Annotated in this window: 20 protein-coding genes; 15 read left to right on the top strand and 5 right to left on the bottom strand. The window is 66.2% G+C overall.

Annotation, left to right across the window (positions count from 1 at the left end; all coding sequences use genetic code 11):
- Positions 1–127 precede the first annotated feature (127 nt).
- The 13 genes from L0977_RS15985 to L0977_RS15925 all read left to right on the top strand — a co-directional run bounded on the left by L0977_RS15985 (position 128) and on the right by L0977_RS15925 (position 15582).
- Entirely contained in the window at positions 128–1150 is a 1023-nt protein-coding gene (locus L0977_RS15985) for a microcin C ABC transporter permease YejB (protein WP_234265850.1), read from the top strand.
- Between the two features lie 13 nt (positions 1151–1163).
- Positions 1164–2195 (top strand): ABC transporter permease, encoded by a 1032-nt coding sequence (locus L0977_RS15980; RefSeq protein WP_234265849.1) that lies wholly within the window; start codon positions 1164–1166, stop codon positions 2193–2195.
- Positions 2196–2199: 4 nt separating this feature from the next.
- Positions 2200–3816, top strand: coding sequence for an ABC transporter ATP-binding protein (locus L0977_RS15975; protein WP_234265848.1), 1617 nt, complete (start codon positions 2200–2202; stop codon positions 3814–3816).
- Positions 3817–3923: 107 nt separating this feature from the next.
- Positions 3924–4724 (top strand): DUF2189 domain-containing protein, encoded by an 801-nt coding sequence (locus L0977_RS15970; protein WP_234265847.1) that lies wholly within the window; start codon positions 3924–3926, stop codon positions 4722–4724.
- A gap of 20 nt (positions 4725–4744) precedes the next feature.
- Complete coding sequence (locus tag L0977_RS15965) at positions 4745–4966, top strand: DUF2788 domain-containing protein (protein ID WP_234265846.1); 222 nt, start codon at positions 4745–4747, stop codon at positions 4964–4966.
- Positions 4967–5143: 177 nt separating this feature from the next.
- Positions 5144–5722: a ribosome maturation factor RimP gene (gene rimP, locus L0977_RS15960; protein WP_234265845.1), complete on the top strand. Its 579-nt coding sequence runs from the start codon at positions 5144–5146 to the stop codon at positions 5720–5722.
- A 96-nt stretch (positions 5723–5818) separates the two neighbouring features.
- A complete protein-coding gene (gene nusA, locus L0977_RS15955; RefSeq protein WP_234265844.1) occupies positions 5819–7318 on the top strand; it encodes a transcription termination factor NusA in 1500 nt (499 codons plus the stop codon).
- Between the two features lie 31 nt (positions 7319–7349).
- Positions 7350–10220, top strand: a complete 2871-nt coding sequence (gene infB, locus L0977_RS15950; protein ID WP_234265843.1) for a translation initiation factor IF-2 — start codon at positions 7350–7352, stop codon at positions 10218–10220.
- A 3-nt stretch (positions 10221–10223) separates the two neighbouring features.
- On the top strand, positions 10224–10595 hold the full coding sequence (rbfA, locus tag L0977_RS15945; protein ID WP_234265842.1) for a 30S ribosome-binding factor RbfA: 372 nt from the start codon (positions 10224–10226) through the stop codon (positions 10593–10595).
- 1 nt (position 10596) lies between these two features.
- The gene (truB, locus tag L0977_RS15940; RefSeq protein ID WP_234265841.1) at positions 10597–11568 is read left to right on the top strand and encodes a tRNA pseudouridine(55) synthase TruB; all 972 of its coding nucleotides are present in this window, start codon (positions 10597–10599) and stop codon (positions 11566–11568) included.
- Entirely contained in the window at positions 11565–13391 is a 1827-nt protein-coding gene (gene typA / locus L0977_RS15935) for a translational GTPase TypA (protein WP_234265840.1), read from the top strand. Before truB ends, typA begins: the two co-directional genes overlap by 4 nt.
- A 28-nt stretch (positions 13392–13419) precedes the next feature.
- Positions 13420–14445, top strand: a complete 1026-nt coding sequence (locus tag L0977_RS15930) for a DMT family transporter (RefSeq protein WP_234265839.1) — start codon at positions 13420–13422, stop codon at positions 14443–14445.
- A gap of 21 nt (positions 14446–14466) precedes the next feature.
- Complete coding sequence (locus L0977_RS15925) at positions 14467–15582, top strand: enoyl-CoA hydratase/isomerase family protein (RefSeq protein WP_234265838.1); 1116 nt, start codon at positions 14467–14469, stop codon at positions 15580–15582.
- A 14-nt stretch (positions 15583–15596) separates the two neighbouring features.
- On the opposite strand, the gene L0977_RS15920 is transcribed toward L0977_RS15925, so the two are convergent.
- The 4 genes from L0977_RS15920 to smpB all read right to left on the bottom strand — a co-directional run bounded on the left by L0977_RS15920 (position 15597) and on the right by smpB (position 17815).
- Positions 15597–16316 carry an anti-sigma factor family protein gene (locus L0977_RS15920; RefSeq protein ID WP_234265837.1) on the bottom strand — a complete coding sequence of 240 codons (720 nt, stop codon included), beginning with the start codon at positions 16314–16316 and terminating at the stop codon, positions 15597–15599.
- Positions 16317–16324: 8 nt separating this feature from the next.
- Positions 16325–16843: a sigma-70 family RNA polymerase sigma factor gene (locus L0977_RS15915; protein WP_234265836.1), complete on the bottom strand. Its 519-nt coding sequence runs from the start codon at positions 16841–16843 to the stop codon at positions 16325–16327.
- 24 nt (positions 16844–16867) lie between these two features.
- Positions 16868–17242: a COG4315 family predicted lipoprotein gene (locus L0977_RS15910; protein WP_234265835.1), complete on the bottom strand. Its 375-nt coding sequence runs from the start codon at positions 17240–17242 to the stop codon at positions 16868–16870.
- A 78-nt stretch (positions 17243–17320) separates the two neighbouring features.
- On the bottom strand, positions 17321–17815 hold the full coding sequence (gene smpB, locus L0977_RS15905) for an SsrA-binding protein SmpB (protein ID WP_234265834.1): 495 nt from the start codon (positions 17813–17815) through the stop codon (positions 17321–17323).
- Between the two features lie 107 nt (positions 17816–17922).
- Here smpB and L0977_RS15900 point away from each other — a divergent pair, with 107 nt between their 5' ends.
- Positions 17923–18369 (top strand): type II toxin-antitoxin system RatA family toxin, encoded by a 447-nt coding sequence (locus L0977_RS15900; RefSeq protein ID WP_234265833.1) that lies wholly within the window; start codon positions 17923–17925, stop codon positions 18367–18369.
- Positions 18366–18695, top strand: coding sequence for an RnfH family protein (locus L0977_RS15895; protein WP_234265832.1), 330 nt, complete (start codon positions 18366–18368; stop codon positions 18693–18695). Before L0977_RS15900 ends, L0977_RS15895 begins: the two co-directional genes overlap by 4 nt.
- A gap of 16 nt (positions 18696–18711) precedes the next feature.
- On the opposite strand, the gene L0977_RS15890 is transcribed toward L0977_RS15895, so the two are convergent.
- The gene (locus L0977_RS15890; RefSeq protein WP_234265831.1) at positions 18712–19287 is read right to left on the bottom strand and encodes a DUF4124 domain-containing protein; all 576 of its coding nucleotides are present in this window, start codon (positions 19285–19287) and stop codon (positions 18712–18714) included.
- Positions 19288–19405: the final 118 nt, after the last annotated feature.

The raw sequence follows: 19405 nt of genomic DNA, 5'->3' as shown, positions 1-19405 counted from the left end.
GCAGCCGCTCCGCCCCTCAAGGGGCCACGTTGGCGGCCCGGCAAAGCCGGTTCCGCGGCGTTCTGGACGGCTTCCATTCGCGCCGGATCACCCCGCTTCGGCCTCTGAGATCGGTTACAAATTGACCATGTGGGTCTACATTCTCAAACGCCTGTTGTTGATGATCCCGACGCTGTTCGGGGTGTTGCTGCTGACTTTCGTGGTGATCCAGTTTGTGCCCGGCGGGCCGGTGGAGCAGTACCTGGCCGAAGCCCGTGCAGGCGCTGGCGGCGACAGCGGGGCCTTCAGCTACCGGGGCGGGCAAGGCGTCGACCCGAAGCGGCTCGACGAGATCAAGGCTTTGTATGGCTTCGACAAGCCCGCCACCCAGCGCTTCTGGGAGATGCTGGGCCGTTTTGCGCGCTTCGATCTGGGCACCAGCTTCATGCACAACAAGTCGGTGAGTGAGCTCATTGCCGAAAAGCTGCCGGTGTCCATCAGCCTCGGGCTTTGGACCTTTCTCATCAGCTACGGCGTGGCCGTACCGCTGGGGGTGGCCAAGGCGGTGCGCGCCGGTTCGCGCTTCGATCTGGTGACCACGCTGCTGGTGCTGGTGGGCTACGCCATCCCGGGCTTTGTGCTGGGGGTGGCGCTGCTGGTGATCTTCGGCGGGCAGTTGCAATGGTTTCCGCTGCGCGGCCTGACCTCGGCCAACTGGGACGAACTGAGCTGGGGCGCCCGCGTCGTGGACTACCTCTGGCATATCACGCTGCCGATCACCGCCATGGTGCTGGGCAGTTTCGCCGTCACGGCCATGCTGACCAAGAATGCCTTTCTGGAAGAAATCCGCAAGCAGTACGTGATGACCGCGCGCGCCAAGGGCCTGAGCGAGCGCAGCGTGCTGTGGAAGCACGTCATGCGCAACGCGCTGATCCCCATCGTCACCGGTTTTCCTGCTGCCTTCGTGGGGGCGTTCTTCACCGGCTCGCTGCTGATCGAAACGCTGTTTTCGCTCGATGGCCTCGGCCTGCTGAGCTACGAAAGTGTGATCCGGCGCGATTACCCGGTGGTGCTGGGCACGCTGTTCCTGTTCACGCTGATCGGGCTGGTGACCAAGCTGGTGTCCGACCTGTGCTACGTCTGGGTCGATCCCCGGGTCAAATTCGATTGAGCGACGACGGGCCATGACGACCACATCCCTTTCACCTTCGCGCCGGGCCTGGCAGCGCTTTCGCCGCAACCGCCTGGGGTATGGGAGCTTGCTGCTGTTCTGTGCGCTCGTGATGCTCAGCCTGATGGCCGAGCTGATCTCGAACGACCGCCCGCTGCTGGTGCGCTACGAAGGCCAGCTCTACGTGCCGCTGGTCCAGGATTACCCCGAAACCGTGTTCGGTGGCGACTTCGACACGCCCACCGACTACCTGGACCCGTTCATCCGTGCGCAACTGGCCAAAGACGGCAACTGGGCGGTCTACGCGCCCAACCCCTACGGGCCGAACACCCTGAACTACTTCGCCAAGGGACCGAATCCGTCGGCGCCAACTGCCGACAACTGGTTCGGCACCGACGACCGCGGGCGCGACCTGCTGGCGCAACTGATCTACGGCTTTCGCGTCAGCGTGCTGTTCGCGCTGGCGCTCACCGCCATCGGCACCGTGCTGGGCATCGTGACGGGCGCCATCCAGGGTTTTTTCGGCGGCAAGACCGATTTGGCGTTCCAGCGCTTCATCGAAATCTGGGGCTCCATGCCCGAGCTGTACCTGCTGATCATCTTCTCGGCCGTGTTCGCGCCCAGCGTGGGCCTGTTGCTGGTGCTGCTCAGCCTGTTCGGCTGGATGGGCCTGTCCGACTACGTGCGGGCCGAATTCCTGCGCAACCGGCAGCTCGATTACGTGCGCGCCGCGAGGGCCATGGGGCTGAGCAACGGGCAGATCATCTGGCGCCACGTGCTGCCCAACAGCCTGACGCCGGTGGTCACCTTCCTGCCGTTCCGCATGAGCGCGGCCATTCTGGCGCTCACCTCGCTGGATTTCCTCGGGCTGGGGGTGCCACCGGGCACGCCCTCGCTGGGCGAGTTGCTGAGCCAGGGCAAGAACAACATCGACGCCTGGTGGATCTCGCTGTCCACCTTCGGCGTGCTGGTGCTCACGCTGCTGCTGCTGACCTTCATGGGCGATGCGCTGCGCGATGCGCTCGACCCGCGCAAGCAGGACTGACCAAATGACAGAGACAGCCGTTTCCCCTTTGCTCCAGGTGCGCGATCTGCGCGTGGCCTTTCGGGGCCGTCCGGTGGTGCACGGCATCGGTTTCGACCTGTATGCGGGGGAAAAGCTCGCGCTGGTCGGTGAATCCGGTTCCGGCAAGACGGTCAGCGCCCTGAGCCTGTTGCGGCTGGTGCAGGGCGCGACCGTGCAGGGGCAGGCGCTGCTGGACGGTCGCGACCTGCTGACGCTGAACGAGCGCGCGCTGCGTGGCGTGCGTGGCGGCGACATCGCCGTGGTGTTCCAGGAGCCCATGACCGCCCTCAACCCGCTGTATGCGGTGGGCGACCAGATTGCTGAAGTGCTGCAACTCAAGCGTGGTCTCACGGGTGCCCAGGCAACTGCGGCCACGGTGGAGTTGCTGGCGTCCACCGGCATTCCAGAGCCGGCGCGGCGGGCCCGCGCCTTCCCGCACCAGCTCAGCGGCGGCCAGCGCCAGCGCGCCGTGATCGCCATGGCACTGGCCAGCCAGCCCCGGCTGCTGCTGGCCGACGAGCCCACCACGGCGCTGGACGTGTCCTTGCGCGGCCAGATCCTGGATTTGCTGTCCGATCTGCAACGCCAGCACGGTATGGCCGTGCTGCTCATCACGCACGATCTCAACCTGGTGCGCCGCTTCGCGGATCGCGTGGCGGTGATGGAAAAGGGGCATCTGGTGGAGCAGGGCGCGGTGGCCGAGGTGTTTGCCAGGCCGCAACACGCCTACACCCGGCAATTGCTGGACAGCCGACCGGTGCGCAACGTCTGCGAAGACCCGGTGCCAGCCGATGCCCGGCCGGTGCTGCAGGCGCAAGGCCTGACCGTGCATTACCCCGTGCCGCAGCCCGGCCTGGCGGGCTGGTTCCGCGCCGGGCGTTTCACCGCCGTGAAAGGGGTCGATCTGGCCGTCCCGCCGGGGCGCACGCTGGGCGTGGTGGGTGAGTCCGGCTCCGGAAAATCCACCCTGGCGCTGGCCACGCTGGGCCTGCAGGCTTGCGAGGGTCAACTGCAGGTTGTCGGGCAGGACTGGCAGGCAGCCGCCCGGGCCGGGCAGTTGCGTGCGTTGCGCCGGCAGGTGCAGGTGGTTTTCCAGGATCCGTTTTCTTCGCTCTCGCCGCGCATGACCGTGGAGCAGATCGTGGGGGAGGGCCTGGGCATCCACGAACCGGGGCTGGATGCTGGCCAGCGCCGCGAACGCGTGCTGGCCGCCCTGGCCGATGTGGGTCTCGCACCGACCGCCGATGGGGGCGCCGACTGGTTGCAGCGCTATCCCCACGAGTTTTCGGGCGGGCAGCGTCAGCGCCTGGCCATCGCGCGGGCACTGGTGGTGCAGCCCTCGCTGCTGGTGCTGGACGAGCCCACCAGCGCGCTGGACGTGACCGTGCAGCGCCAGGTACTGGCCTTGCTGCAGCGCCTGCAGCGCGAACGCGGCCTGAGCTACCTGCTCATCACCCACGACATCGACGTGATCCGGGCCATGGCGCACGAGGTGGTGGTCATGAAGGACGGCCAGGTGGTGGAGCGGGGTGAGTGCAGGGCCTTGCTGCGCGCGCCACAGCACCCCTACACGCAAACACTGGTACAGGCTGCCGCCTGATTCGGTTATTTTTCGGGTTGATTTTCGTCAATCCCCCATGCTGGCACACCGTCTATAAACCCGGGTTCCGTGCCGGCATGCGGCTTTTTCGCCTGCTACCGATGGCCATGACTTCCGCTTCCGCCCTTTCGTCCCAAACACCCGGCCCCATTCCTGTGGGCCTGCACTCGCCCTGGCGCTGGCTGGCGCTGGGTTGGGCCGACTTTCGCCGCAACCCCTTGCCCGGCCTCGTGCACGGCGCGCTGCTGGCGGCTTTTGGCTGGCTGTTGCTCTGGGCGGTCCATGACCGCTTCTGGCTCCTGGCGGGCGCGTTCTCGGGCTTTCTCATCGTGGCACCGATTCTGGCCACCGGGCTTTACCACGTGAGCCGGGCTGCTGGTGCGGGCCGGCGAGCCGGGCTGGGCGAGGTGGCCGGGCTGTGGCGCTCGGGCGACGGTCGCCTGGTGCGGTTCGGGCTGTTGCTCGGGCTGGCCGGCACGGGCTGGGTGCTCACCTCGGCCGGCCTGATCACGCTCTGGTCGGCCGAACCCATCCGGCAGCCGGTCGATTTCCTGCGCCATGTGGTGCTGGCGCGCGAACTGGGCCTGTTCGAAGTCTGGCTGCTGCTGGGCGCCTTGCTGGCCGCGCCGGTGTTCGCCTCCAGTGTGGTGGCCATTCCGATGCTGGTGGACACCAGTGTGCCGGTCAGCATGGCCGTGGCCGAGAGCTGGCGCACGGTGGCCGACCATCCCGTGCCCATGGTGTTGTGGGCGGTGATGATTGCCATCCTGATCGGCCTGGGCATGGTCACGGCCCTGCTGGGCCTGGTTGTGCTGGTGCCCGTGATTGCGCACGCCAGCTGGCACGCCTACTGCGATCTCACACGCCGCCCGGCCAGCGGCCATGTCACCCAGTCGGCGCCCGCCTGAGCTGCCGCCATCCCGAACCCATGGAAAACACGATTTTTGGCTACACAGAGGGGCAGATTGCCCAGTTCGGCCTGACTTTTGGTGTCGGTGCCTTCATTCTCTACATGCTGTTCATCGTGTTGAACCTGGCGCTGGAGGCCAAGGCGGGCAAGTTCGGCACCTTCATTCTGTTTCTGGTGTTGTCGCTGGGCATGCTGGGCTTCATCGCCAAAAACGTGATTCAGTGGATCCTGGGTATCTGATAAAGCAATTGGCTTGCCAGCGCGTTGCCGAACAGGTTACAATACGAGCTTCACGACCAAATGGGCGGGTTACTACCGGCCCATTTTTTTTGGTCGCGCGTTTTTCACCTTTTTAGGGCGCCCGTTTCGGGCGGCCTTGTTGCATTCTCAACCACATTCAAGGCGCTTCACGAACCGATGGCCTGGCAAGAAACCGTTGCGCAAACCGTGGCCGGACTCGGCTTCGATCTGGTGGACCTCGAGCGTTCTGCCGGTGGCTTGCTGCGGGTGACCATCGACCTGCCCTGGGAACCGCCGGCCGAGGAGCAGGCCGCCAGCGTGGAGCAGTTTGTGACGGTGGAGGATTGCGAGACCGTGACCCGGCAGTTGCAGTATCTGCTGGAAGTGGAAAACGTGGATTACCGGCGACTGGAAGTCGGCTCACCAGGCATCGACCGCCCGCTGCGACACCAGAACGACTTTCTGCGCTTCACCGGCCAGGTGATCGACATCACCCTGAAGGCGCCGATCGGCGCCACCGGTACCGAGGTGGCGGCCAACCGCAAAAAATTCCGCGGCACGCTCGAGCGGGCCGACGAAGAGGGCCAGTGGCGCATCGTCTGGAGCGATGAGCCGCCGGTCAAGCCGGGTCAGCGCGTGAGCAAGAAGCGGGTGCAGGCCCCGTTGCAGGCGCTGACCTTCCGTCTGGACGAATTGCAGCAGGCGCGTCTGGCGCCGCTGGTGAGCTTCAAGGGGCGGGGCGTCGCAGGCGCCTGAGCCCCGAGTGGACCCGGGAGGGTTGGCTGGGCCAGAACCTCCGATACCCGATTTGACGTACCTGGAAAAAGAAAACTGGAAAGGTGGGCGAGTGAAATGAATCGCGAAATGTTGATGCTGATCGATGCCATCTCGCGCGAAAAGAACGTCGAGCGCGACGTGGTGCTGGGCGCCGTGGAGCAGGCGCTGGCCTCGGCCACCAAGAAGCTGTACAAGGGCGAAGTGGACATCCGCGTGGCCATGGACCCGGATTCCGGCGCCTACGAAACCTTCCGTCGCTGGCTGGTGGTGCCCGACGAGGCGGGCCTGCAGAACCCTGATGCCGAAGAGCTGCTGTCCGATGCACGCGACGACATCGCCGACATCGAGGTGGGCGACTACATCGAAAAACCGGTCGAAAGCGTGCCGATCGGCCGCATTGGCGCCATGGCCGCCAAGCAGGTGATCCTGCAGAAGATCCGCGACGCCGAGCGCGAAATGCTGCTCAACGACTTCATGAGCCGTGGCGACAAGATCTTCGTGGGCACGGTCAAGCGCCTGGACAAGGGCGACCTGATCGTCGAAAGCGGCCGCGTGGAAGGGCGCTTGAAGCGCTCGGAAATGATTCCGAAGGAAAACTTCCGCACCGGCGACCGCGTGCGCGCCATGATCATGGAGGTGGACCTGACGCTGCGCGGCGCGCCCATCCTGCTGTCGCGCTCCGCGCCGGCCTTCATGATCGAGCTGTTCCGCCAGGAAGTGCCCGAGATCGAGCAGGGCCTGCTCGAAATGAAAGCCTGTGCCCGTGACGCCGGCTCGCGCGCCAAGATCGCGGTGCTCTCGAACGACAAGCGCATCGACCCCATCGGCACCTGCGTCGGTGTGCGGGGTTCGCGCGTCAACGCCGTCACCAACGAACTGGCTGGCGAACGCGTGGACATCGTGCTGTGGTCTGACGATCCGGCCCAGTTTGTGATTGGTGCGCTGGCGCCGGCCAACGTGCAGTCGATCGTGGTCGATGAAGAGAAGCACGCCATGGATGTGGTGGTGGACGAGGAAAACCTCGCCATCGCCATCGGCCGCGGTGGTCAGAACGTGCGCCTGGCGTCGGAGCTGACCGGCTGGCGCATCAACATCATGACCGCCGACGAATCGGCCCAGAAGCAGGCCGAGGAAGCCGACGGCATCCGCAAGGTGTTCATGGCCAAGCTGGACGTGGACCAGGAAATCGCCGACATCCTGATCGAGGAAGGTTTCACCAGCCTCGAAGAGGTGGCCTATGTGCCGCTGCAGGAAATGCTGGAAATCGAATCCTTCGACGAAGACACGGTCAACGAGCTGCGCGCCCGCGCCAAGGATGTGCTCCTGACGATGGAAATCGCCAAGGAAGAAAGCGTGGAAGAGGTGTCGCAGAACCTGCGAGACCTCGATGGGATCACGCCCGAGCTGATCGCCAAACTGGCGGACGGTGGCGTGCACACGCGCGACGAACTGGCCGACCTGGCCACCGACGAATTGACTGACATCACCGGTCAAACCCCCGAAGAAGCCACGGCCCTGATCATGAAGGCCCGCGCGCACTGGTTCAGCGGCGACGAAACGCCGGCATCGCACTGAACCCAGGAGGAACGAGCGGAGAACCCCACCTATGACAAGTACCACCGTCGCTGAACTCGCTGCCGAACTGAATCGCCCCACCAACCTGCTGCTGGAACAACTGGCTGCGGCAGGCGTGACCAAGGGCTCGGGCGGCGACACCGTCACTGAAGCCGACAAGCAATCTTTGCTGCAACACCTCAAGGCCGCGCATGGCACGGCCGGGGGCGAGCGCAAGAAGATCACGCTGGTCAAGAAGTCCACGACCGAAATCAAGCAGGCCGATGCCACCGGGCGCGCTCGCACGATCCAGGTCGAGGTTCGCAAGAAGCGCACCTTCATCAAGCGCGACGACGAGCCGTCCGCACCGGCTGAGGCATCCGCGCCCGTGGCGGTAGCGCCAGCGGCACCCGTGATCGACGAGGCCGAACTGGCACGCCGGGAAGAGGAAGCCAGCCGCCAGGCCGAACTGCTGCGCCGTCAGGAAGAAGAGCTGGCGCGCAAACGCCAGGAGCGCGAAGCGGAAGAAGCCCGTCAGGCCGAACTGGCCCGCCAGGCTGCAGAAGCAGAGGCTGCGGCCCAGGAAAAGGCCCGCCAGGCCCAGGCCGCCGAACAGGTTGCCAGCAAGGCCGCGCCCGCTTCCGAATCGGATCAGGCCGAGGCCCAAGCCCGCCAGAAGGCGCAGGAAGAAGCCCGTGCCCAGGCCGCCAAGGCCCAGGCAGACCAAGCCGCCGAAGCGAAGCGCCTGGAAGAGCAGCGCGCCGCCGAACTGCTGGAGCGCCGCCGCAAGGCCGAGGCCGAAGCGGCCAACATCCGCGCGATGATGGCTGCACCGGCACGCACGCTGGTGGCCAAGAAGCCGGAGCCGCCGCCCGAAGCCAAGGCCGGCATCAAGGGCACGCTGCACAAGCCCGCCGGTACGCCGGGCGCGGCCAAGCCGGCCGGTGCGACCGCTGGCGCGGCCGCCGGTGCAGGTGGCAAGAAGGAAGTCAAGTCGGAGAACCTGTCTTCGACCTGGAAAGACGACGCTGCCAAGAAGAAGGAAATCAAGACCCGGGGCGACACCTCGTCGGGCCGGGGCAACTGGCGCTCGGGTCCGCGCGGCGGGCGCAAGGGTGATCGCGACAGCCGCGACCAGTCGTCCTTCGCAGCACCGACCGAGTTCAAGCAGCTGGAAATCCACGTGCCCGAAACCATCACCGTGGCCGAGCTGGCGCACAAGATGGCGCTGAAGTCGTCCGAGGTGATCAAGCACCTGATGAAGCTGGGCCAGATGGTCACCATCAACCAGCCGCTGGACCAGGACACGGCCATGATCGTGGTCGAAGAACTGGGCCACAAGGCGGTGCAGGCGGCGCTGGACGATCCGGAGGCTTTCACCGAAGAGGAAATGGCGCACCACGATGCCGATCAGGCGCCGCGCGCGCCGGTTGTCACCGTCATGGGCCACGTCGACCACGGCAAGACCTCGCTGCTGGACTACATCCGCCGCGCCAAGGTGGCGGCGGGCGAAGCTGGCGGCATCACGCAGCACATCGGCGCCTACCACGTCGACACGCCGCGGGGCATGGTCACTTTCCTCGACACCCCGGGTCACGAGGCCTTCACGGCCATGCGGGCTCGCGGTGCGCAGGCGACCGACATCGTGATTCTGGTCTGCGCCGCCGATGACGGTGTGATGCCGCAGACCAAGGAAGCGGTCAAGCACGCCAAGGCGGCAGGGGTGCCCATCGTGGTGGCCATGACCAAGGCCGACAAGCCGGACGCCAACGTCGAGCGTGTGAAGGCCGAGCTGGTGGCCGAAGAAGTCGTGCCCGAAGAGTTCGGTGGCGATTCGCCCTTCATCGCCGTGTCGTCCAAGACGGGCATGGGCATCGACGATCTGCTGGAGCAGGTGCTGCTGCAGGCCGAGGTGCTGGAGCTCAAGGCGCCGGTCGATGCCATGGCCAAGGGCCTGGTGATCGAAGCACGTCTGGACAAGGGCCGTGGCGCCGTGGCCACCGTGTTGGTGCAGTCCGGCACGCTCAAGGTGGGCGATGTGGTGCTGGCAGGCCAGACCTCTGGCCGCGTGCGCGCCATGCTCGACGAGAACGGCAAGCCGGCCAAGGAAGCCGGCCCGTCGATCCCGGTGGAAATCCAGGGCTTGGCCGAGGTGCCGCAGGCGGGCGACGAATTCATGGTCATGGCCGATGAGCGCCGAGCCCGTGAAATCGCCACCTACCGCGCCGGCAAGTTCCGCAACACCAAGCTGGCCAAGCAGCAGGCCGCCAAGCTGGAGAACATGTTCTCCGACATGTCGGCGGGCGAGGTCAAGACCCTGCCCATCATCGTCAAGGCCGACGTGCAGGGTTCGCAGGAAGCGCTCTCGACGTCGCTGCTCAAGCTCTCCACCGAAGAGGTGCGGGTGCAACTGGTGTATGCCGGTGTGGGCGGCATCAGCGAGTCCGACGTCAACCTGGCTATCGCTTCCGGCGCCATCGTGATCGGCTTCAACGTGCGGGCCGAAGCCGGGGCGCGCAAGCTGGCCGAGGGCAACGATGTCGACATCCGCTACTACAACATCATCTACGACGCCGTGGACGAGTTGAAAGCGGCGATGTCGGGCATGCTGGCGCCCGAAAAGCGCGAGGAAGACATCGGCACGGCCGAGATCCGCACCGTGTTCGTGGCCTCGAAGATCGGTACCGTGGCCGGCTGTATGGTCACCTCGGGCTTCGTCACCCGCAGCGCGCATTTCCGCCTGCTGCGCGAGAACGTGGTTATCTACACGGGCGAACTCGAATCGCTCAAGCGCATGAAGGACGATGTCCGCGAAGTGCGCGAAGGCTTCGAGTGCGGTATCAAACTCAAGAACTACAACGACATCAAGGAAGGTGATCAGCTGGAGTTCTTCGAGGTCAAGGAAATCGCCCGGACGCTGTAAACCATGGCGAAGAAATCCTCCGTTCCCAACCGCGGGTTCCGCGTGGCCGACCAGATCCAGCGCGATCTGGCCGAGCTGATCGCGCGCGAACTCAAGGACCCGCGGGTGGGTATGGTCACCATCAACGCGGTCGAGGTCACCCCCGACTACGCGCACGCCAAGGTGTTCTTCAGCCTGTTGACCGGCAACCCGGAAGAGACGGCCGACGGCCTGAACGCGGCCGCAGGCTTTCTGCGCAGCGGCCTGTTCAAGCGCCTGCACATCCACACCGTGCCGACGCTGCATTTCGTGTTCGACCGCACCACCGAGCGTGCGGCCGACATGAACGCCCTGATCGCCAAGGCCGTGGCCTCCCGTTCCAAGGACGAGGACTGAGATGACGGCTGCTCCTCGTGCACGGGTGCAGCGTCGCCCCGTGCACGGGGTTCTGCTGCTCGACAAACCGCTGGGCTTCTCCAGCAACCAGGCTTTGCAAAAGGCCAAGTGGTTGCTGCGCGCCGAAAAAGCCGGTCACACCGGCACGCTCGATCCGCTGGCCACCGGGGTGTTGCCGCTGTGCTTTGGCGCTGCCACCAAGTTCAGCCAGCTGCATCTGGATGCCGACAAAACCTACGAAACTGTCGTCCGCCTGGGCGTGCGCACCAGCACGGCAGACGCCGAGGGCGAGGTGGTCCAGACGCGGCCGGTGACCTGCACGGTCGGGCAGGTGGTCGAGGTGCTGGACCGTTTCACCGGACCGATCGAGCAGGTGCCTCCGATGCACAGCGCGCTCAAGAAGGACGGCAAGGCCCTTTACGAATACGCCCGCGAGGGCGAAACGGTCGAGCGCGCGCCGCGCCGCGTGACCATCCACGACCTGGAACTGCTGGACATGCAGTTGCAGGGTGATGCCCCCAGCCTGCGCCTGCGCGTGCGCTGCTCCAAGGGTACCTACATCCGCACGCTCGGAGAAGACATGAGCGAGGCCCTGGGCTGCGGTGGCCATCTCACGATGCTGCGCCGCGTGCAGACGGGCCCTTTCAGCACCGAGCAGTGCCTCACGGTCGAGGCGCTGGAGGCGATGCCCGAAGCCGAGCGCCTGCAGCGGCTGCTGCCGGTGCAATCCTTGCTTGCCGATCACACGGGCGTCACGCTCGATGCCGACAATGCCGGGCGTTTTCTCAGCGGCATGCGCCGCCGGGGTGCCTGGCCCGATGCGCCGCATGTGGCCGTGTACGGCCCGCCGGCCGATTCCACCCGTCCGGGCGCGGTGCTGCTGGGCAGCGCCCACACCCAGGCCGGCGAACTCATCCCGGGGCGGCTGCTGAGCCCCACCGAAATACAGCAAATCCTGGAACCTGCAACATGAGCAAACAGATCCGCAACATCGCCATCATCGCCCACGTCGACCATGGCAAAACCACCATGGTGGACCAACTGCTGCGCCAGTCGGGCACCTTCGCCGACCACGAAAAAGTCGTGGACACGGTGATGGACAACAACGCCATCGAACGCGAACGGGGCATCACCATCCTGGCCAAGAACTGCGCCGTGAGCTGGCAGGGCACGCACATCAACATCGTCGACACCCCGGGGCACGCGGACTTCGGTGGTGAAGTGGAGCGCGCGCTGTCGATGGTCGATGGCGTGGTGCTGCTGATCGATGCGCAGGAAGGTCCGATGCCGCAGACGCGCTTCGTGACCAAGAAGGCGCTGGCGCTGGGTCTCAAGCCCATCGTGGTGGTCAACAAGGTCGACAAGCCCGGCGCCAACCCCGACAAGGTGATCAACGCCGCCTTTGATCTGTTCGACAAGCTCGGTGCGACCGACGAACAGCTCGATTTCCCCGTGGTGTACGCCTCGGGCATCAACGGCTGGTCGTCGCTGGAAGAGGGCGAACCGGGTGAGCAGTGGGGCCCGGACATGTCGGCGCTGTTCGACACGGTGCTCAAGCACGTGCCGCCGAACACCGGGGACGCTTCCGCTCCGTTGCAGCTGCAGATCTCCGCGCTGGACTACAACAGCTTCGTCGGCCGCATCGGTGTGGGCCGCATCAGCGCCGGCACGATCAAGCCGGCGATGGACGTGCTGGTGATGGAAGGCCCGGACGGCAAGCAGTTCAAGGGCCGTGTCAACCAGGTGCTGACCTTCCAGGGCCTGGACCGCATCCAGGTGCAAGCGGCTGGCCCTGGCGACATCGTGCTGATCAACGGCATTGAGGACGTCGGTATCGGCGTGACCCTGACCGACCCGGCCAACCCGAGCCCGCTGCCCATGCTGAAGGTGGACGAGCCCACGCTGACCATGAACTTTTGCGTGAACACTTCACCGCTGGCGGGGCGCGAGGGCAAGTTCGTGACCAGCCGCCAGATCTGGGACCGCCTGCAGAAGGAACTGCAGCACAACGTGGCCCTGCGCGTGAAGGAAACTGACGAGGACGGCATTTTCGAAGTGTCGGGCCGCGGTGAACTGCACCTGACCATCCTGCTGGAAAACATGCGCCGCGAAGGCTACGAGCTGGCGGTGTCGAAGCCGCGCGTGGTGTTCAAGGACATCGACGGCGTCAAGTGCGAGCCGATCGAGCTGGTCACCGCCGACATCGAAGAAGGCCACCAGGGTGGCGTGATGCAGGCCCTGGGTGAACGCAAGGGCGAACTGGTCAACATGGAACCCGACGGTCGCGGCCGTGTGCGCCTGGAGTACCGCATTCCGGCCCGGGGCCTGATCGGTTTCTCGAACGAGTTCCTGAACCTGACGCGCGGTTCTGGCCTGATCGCCAACATCTTCGACGGCTACGAGCCGCACAAGGGCGAGATCGGCGGGCGCAAGAACGGCGTGCTGATCTCCATGGACGACGGTGAAATCTTCACCTATGCCCTGGGCAAGCTGGACGACCGCGGCCGCATGTTCGTCAAGGCCGGTGACCCGGTGTACGAAGGCATGATCGTCGGTATCCACAGCCGCGAGAACGACCTGGTGGTCAATGCCACCCGCACCAAGCAGCTGACCAACTTCCGCGTCAGCGGCAAGGAAGACACCATCAAGATCACGCCCCCCATCGAGCTGACGCTCGAATACGGCGTGGAATTCATCGACGACGACGAACTGGTCGAGATCACGCCCAAGAGTGTGCGGCTGCGCAAGCGTCACCTGAAGGAACACGACCGCAAGCGCGCCTCCAAGGAGGCTTGACCCGCGGGCGCCCGCCGCGCAGCTCACCATGCCGTTCCAACTGCTCAGCCGCCTGACACACACCCAGGCGGTCTTTCTCATGGTGGCGGTGACCCTGATGTGGTCGATCGCCGGGGTGGTGGCACGGCAACTCGAAAGTGCGGCGCGTTTCGAGGTGACTTTCTGGCGCAGTGTCTTCACCGCGCTCTCGTTGCTGGTGATCCTGCCCTGGTGGCGAGCCGCCGACCGCGCGGCTGGCCTGCTACCGGATGACCCGGCATCGGGGCGCTTGCAGCGCCTGTGGGGCGTGCAGCCTGGTGCGCGGGCTTTCTGGATTTCCGGTGTCTGCTGGAGCGTGATGTTCACCGCCTTCATGCTGGCGCTGACCTTCACCAGCGTCGCCAACGTGCTGGTGATCATGGCAGCCGCGCCGCTGCTGACGGCACTCGTGGCTCGCTTTGCCATCGGCCAGTCGCTGCCCTGGCGCACCTGGGGCGCCATCGTGGCCGCCGGTCTGGGCATTGTCTACATGTACGGCGCACAGTGGCTGGGCGCGCTGCGGGACGACAGCGTGAGCGCCTCGGCGCTGGTGGCCGGTACGCTCATTGCCGCCTGCGTTCCTGTGGCCGCCTCCGTCAACTGGACCGTCGTGCAGCGCAGCCAGTCGCATGGGCAGCGCATCGATCTGGTGCCTTCCGTGTTGCTGGGTGCGCTGATCTCGACCCTGGCGACGCTGCCGCTGGCCTGGCCTTTCCACGCCACGGGGAAGGACATTGCCTGGCTGGCGCTGCTGGGTCTTTTCCAACTGGCCATTCCTTGTGCCTTGGCCGTGGTCTGCGCGCGTGCACTCAAGGCCCCGGAAGTCTCGCTGCTGGCCCTGCTGGAGGTGATTTTCGGCATTTTTCTGGCGTGGCTGGGCGCGGGCGAAGCGCCCGGTCATGCGGTGCTCACGGGCGGTGGTGTGGTCATCGCCGCCCTGGTGCTCAACGAGTGGCTGGGCTGGCACAGCCGGCGCGGCACCCCACGTATCCAGACTTTGCAATCCGAGGGCCGGCACCATGGCCCCCGACCCTAAAGACCACCGAGGAGCCTTGCCATGAACACCCCTGCCGTTTCACCGTCCGCGCCCGAAGCCTTTGTGGTCGCTGAAGTCCGGGGCCGCGTTGGCTGCCTCACCCTCAACCGACCCAAGGCGCTCAACGCGCTGTCGCTGGCCATGGTGCGCGACATCACGGCCGCGCTGCTGGCTTGGCGCGATGACGCCCAGGTGCTGGCCGTGACGATCCGCGGCATGGGCAAGGAGGGGCCGTTCGGTGCCTTCTGCGCGGGGGGCGACATCCGCTTCTTTCACCAGGCGGCGCTGGCAGGCGACCCGACGCTCGAGGACTTCTTCACCGAGGAGTACGCGCTCAACCACCTGATCCACACCTACCCCAAGCCCTACATCGCCTTCATGGACGGCATCTGCATGGGTGGCGGTATGGGCGTGAGCCAGGGGGCCAGCCTGCGCATGGTGACCGAGCGCTCCAGGCTGGCCATGCCGGAGACCAACATCGGCCTGTTCCCGGACGTGGGCGGGGGGTTCTTCCTCAGCCGCTGCGCCGGGCGGCTTGGTGAGTACCTGGCGCTCACTGGCCTGGTGCTGGGTGCGAACGAGGCGGTGGCAGCCGGGCTCGCCGACATCGTGGTGGACACCGGCCGGCTGGTGGGGCTGTGGGAAAGCCTCGGGACCACGCCTTTCGAAACCGGCGAAGCGGTCGAGCGCTGGTGCCGCACGTATGCGCTCAAGAACGTGGCGCCTGCCGCCTGGCCGCTGGCCGAGATCGACCGGGTTTTCGCGCTGGACAGCGTGATGGTCATCGTCCAGGCGCTGGAGGGGGGTAGCAGCGACTGGGCCCGCGACACCGCCGCGCTGTTGCGCAAGCGCTCGCCGTTGATGCTGCACGTGGTGCTGGAACAGGTGCGCCGTGCCCGTGGCATGGGCCTGGCCGAGGATCTGCGCATGGAGCGCGACATGGTGCGCCGGTGTTTCCACCTCCGCCCCGGCGTGGCCAGCGAAACCGTGGAAGGCATCCGAGCGCTGGCGGTGGACAAGGACCACCAACCGCGCTGGAATCCGGATCGCATCGAAGCGGTACAAGCCGCCGACGTGGCGGCGTTCTTCGACAGCCCCTGGCCCGCCCACGCCCACCCCTTGCGCGGCCTGGCTTGAAAGCGGGCCCGGGCTCAGGAGCCGGGGGACGCCGCTGACAGTTGCTGGTGCACGGTCTGGGCGAGCGCGAGCAGTTCGGCCCGGGGCAGTGCGCCGGCCAGGGCATAGCCGGTGCCTTGCTCCACCCAATAAAAACGCGCCACGCCCCGGTCGTCGGAAAACCGGAAGGCGGTCTCGGCGCTGTCCTCTGACGGCAGGCCACCGATGTAAAGCGTCAGGCGCAGCTGCCGGTCGTTTTCGAACATGAACTGCGCCCGTGCCCCCTCGTCGCCAGGCAACAACCGGCCGCCGACGAGCTGGTACCCGAAGGGTTTCAGGTGGGGCACCTGCAAGGAGCGTCCGAGGCGGCGCGAGAGCCACTGCACGAGGTGGTCGTGCTGCGCGGCTGTGACCTCCACCGGATGCCGGGTCTCCGGCGTGTAGACCGCGTGTGCGAGCGCTGCATCCTGCGCAAAGTGGCGGGCCATCAGGGCCGGGCTGTTGGCGGGCAGGTCGCCATGCGACCACCAGCCCGAGGCAAAAGCCAGCACGACCATGAGCGTCATTGCTCCCACGCGTCCGATGCGTCGCGCGCGGGCGCGGCTGGCGCCTGCCTGCCGCGCCTGGGCGACCCAAGCCTCGGGCAGCGGCTCGCGCACCGAGTCGGCGTGCAGCGTCTGCAGCAGGGCATCCTGTTGTGCCCAGGCCTCGGTTTCGGCCGTGTCGGCAGAGAAGGGCGCGTGAAGGTCTTTCATGGGGGGGCTTACTTGAGGCGTCGCAGCGGCGCCGGCGCGGTGGTGGGCGCCGGGCGGGCTGGCGCCTCCATGAGTTCGCGCAAACGGGCTCGGGCGCGCGACAGGCGCGACATCACCGTGCCGAGCGGAATGCCCAGCACACGCGCCACGTCGGCATACGGCATGTCCTCCATGCCCACCAGCAACAGCACGCAGCGCTGCTCGTCGGGCAACAGCAGCAGGCAACGCTGCAGGTCCAGCAGGTCGTCGCGCCGCGAAGCCGGTCCGGGCAGATCGGTGTCTTCGGGATCGACCCCCACCGCCACGGGGCGTGCCAGCGCCGAGCGGCGCCCATTCAGGTAGGTGTTGTGCATCACCGTGAACAGCCAGGCCCGCAGGTCGGAGCCCGCCAGCCAGAGCCGCCAGCGGCTGCAGGCGCGCTCCAGGGTGTCCTGCACCAGATCGTCGGCGGCCCAGGCATCACCGGTCAGCGCCCGGGCATAGCGCCTCAGGGCTGGCAGGTGCTGGAGCAACTGGTCCTGTTCCACGGCGTGCCCGGTCCGGCGCCGAGCTCAGGGGCGGGCGGTGCGCCAGAGGTTGTTGACGCCGTTGCCGGTGATGTCGCCGGGCTGGGCGTCCTTGATCCAGAAGTACAGGGGTTTGCCCTGGTACGCCCATTGTTTGCGGCCGTCGTCGCGCGTGATGACCGTGTAGCCACTGCGGGCCTGGTCCGACTCCTGCGCCAGCAGCGGGGGCCAGTTGGTGGCGCAGGGCCCGTTGCAGACCGATTTGCCGCTGTGGGCCACATCGCGGTCAAAGGTGTAGAGCGTCATGCCGTTGGGGCCGGTCAGCCGGTCCTGGCTGGCCAAAGCGGGGGCGCTTGCGGGCGTGCTGCAGGCGGCGAGCACGGTGCCGCTCAGCGTGAGGGCGAGAAACAGAGGGCGCATGGATGAACTCCTGGTGGTGAGGGGAACATCGACATGAACACGCGAGGTGGCTGGTTTATTCCGCCCCGGTCGAAAAAATCAGCGATGGCGGCTCTTCATCGCGCGTTCGACCTCGCGCTTGCCTTCGCGGTCCTTGATGGTGTCGCGTTTGTCGTGCTCGGCCTTGCCGCGCGCCAGCGCGATCTCGCATTTGACCCGGCCACTTTTCCAGTGCAGGTTCAGAGGCACGAGGGTGAAGCCCCGCTGTTCGACCTTGCCGACCAGCCTCTGGATCTGCTCCTTGTGCAGCAGCAGCTTCTTGGTGCGGGCGGCTTCGGCCGTGAGGTGGGTGGAGGTGGTGCGGATGGGATTGATCTGGCAGCCGATGAGAAACAGCTCGCCCTGCCGGATCACCACGTAGCCATCGGTCAGCTGGACCTTGCCTTCGCGCAGGGCCTTGACCTCCCAGCCCTGCAGCACGAGGCCGGCCTCGTACCGCTCTTCGATGTGGTAATTGAAGAGAGCCTTTTTGTTGTCGGCAATGCGCGCGTCGGCGGGCTTGCCCTTGTCGGATTTGCTGGGTTTGGTGACCATGGAATACAGGTGGGGGTGCGATGGTGGATTTCCATGGCCCCTACAATGACAGCAGCGTGTCGCCGCGCCGGCACGCCGGTTGGCGGCGTTGCCAAGCGCCCGATTGTATGAAAACGATCCACAAGTCTGTTCTGCTGTGGCACAGTGCGCCCGAAATGTTCGCGCTGGTGACCGATGTGCAGCAATATCCCCAGTTCCTGCCGTGGTGCGACCGCACCGAAGTGCTCGAATCCGATCAGCACGGCATGGTGGCGCGCGTCGGCATGGCCCTGAGCGGGTTGCGCCAGAGTTTCACGACCCGCAACCACCACATCGAGGGCCAGCAGGTGAAGATGGCCCTCGTGGACGGGCCGTTCTCGCACCTGGAAGGCGTCTGGGATTTCATCCCGCTGGGCGACGGGTCGCAGAAGGCTTGCAAGGTGGAGTTCCGCCTGACTTACGGCTTCTCCAGCATGGCCCTGGCGGCACTGGTTGGTCCGGTCTTTGACCGGATCGCCGGCAGCCTGGTGGATGCGTTTGTCAAACGGGCCGACCAGGTCTACGGCAGCGCATGAGGATCAGCCTGGTCTACGCACCCGTGCCCCGTTCGGTGCAGGAGTTGGTCATGGAGGTGCCCGATGCCTGCACCCTGCAACAGGCCTTGCAGTTGTCGGGCTGGCTGCAGCGGTTTCCGGAAATCGGCAGCGAGCGGCTGCAGTTGGGCATCTGGAACCACCGCGCTGCGGCTGAAACCATGTTGCGCGAGGGCGACCGGGTCGAGATCTACCGGCCTTTGCGGGTCGATCCCAAAGTCGCGCGGCGGGAACGTTTTGTTGGGCAGGGGGCCCGATCAGCCGGCCTGTTCTCGCGCCGCCGGCCCGGCGGCAAAGCGGGCTACTGAAGCCGCCCGGCCAGCATCAACGCGCCACAGTGGCGTCGGAGGCGGGCAGGGGCCCGCAATCGGACTTGATGATCTCGTCGATGCGGCGGGATTCCGAGGCCCGCGCGGCGTCGTCCATGATCTCGCGCTCACCCTTGGCGTTGGTCGTGGCCACCCGGATACCCGAATCCAGCGTGGTCTTGGCGCGTTTGGCCCGCTCGCAGTTCTCGGCCCGGCTCTTGACGAACTTTTCCTGCTCGGCCTTCCTTTTGGCGGCTTCGGCCTGCTCAGCCTGTTTTTTGCGCGCTTCCAGTTCCGTGTCCTGTGTCGCGGGACGGGGTGTTGCCGGCGCAGCAGCCGCCTGCGTGGGAGGCGTGTCGGGTGTCTCGGTCGGGCTGGGGGGCGCCATGGCACGACCACCAGGGCGCTTGAGAATGTTCTTGTCGGGCGTGCCGGCTGGCGGCGGGGTGTCGCTGAAGACACGCTGGCCCCGGCCATCGATCCACTGCCATTGGGCGAACGCGCTGCCGGTACCCAGCAGGAGCACCAGGGCCAGGAAGGCCGGACGGGCCACGGATCGCGAGGGCAGCGAAGAGGAGGCAGAGGACTTCATGGCTTCAGTGTACTGCCGGGCGACGGGCGTCCGGGTGTAACGAATTGCATCCTGCGGATGGGCGGACATCCGGAGGGTGTGGCCGGATGTCCGGTCGAACAGATCGCTGGACGACGGT

Origin of the sequence: Hydrogenophaga sp. NFH-34 (genome assembly GCF_021401345.1) — a bacterium.
Classification (GTDB): Bacteria; Pseudomonadota; Gammaproteobacteria; order Burkholderiales; family Burkholderiaceae_C; genus Hydrogenophaga; species Hydrogenophaga electricum.
The sequence above is the reverse complement of the archived record's forward strand: the minus strand, read 5'-3'. Positions and strand labels throughout refer to the sequence as shown.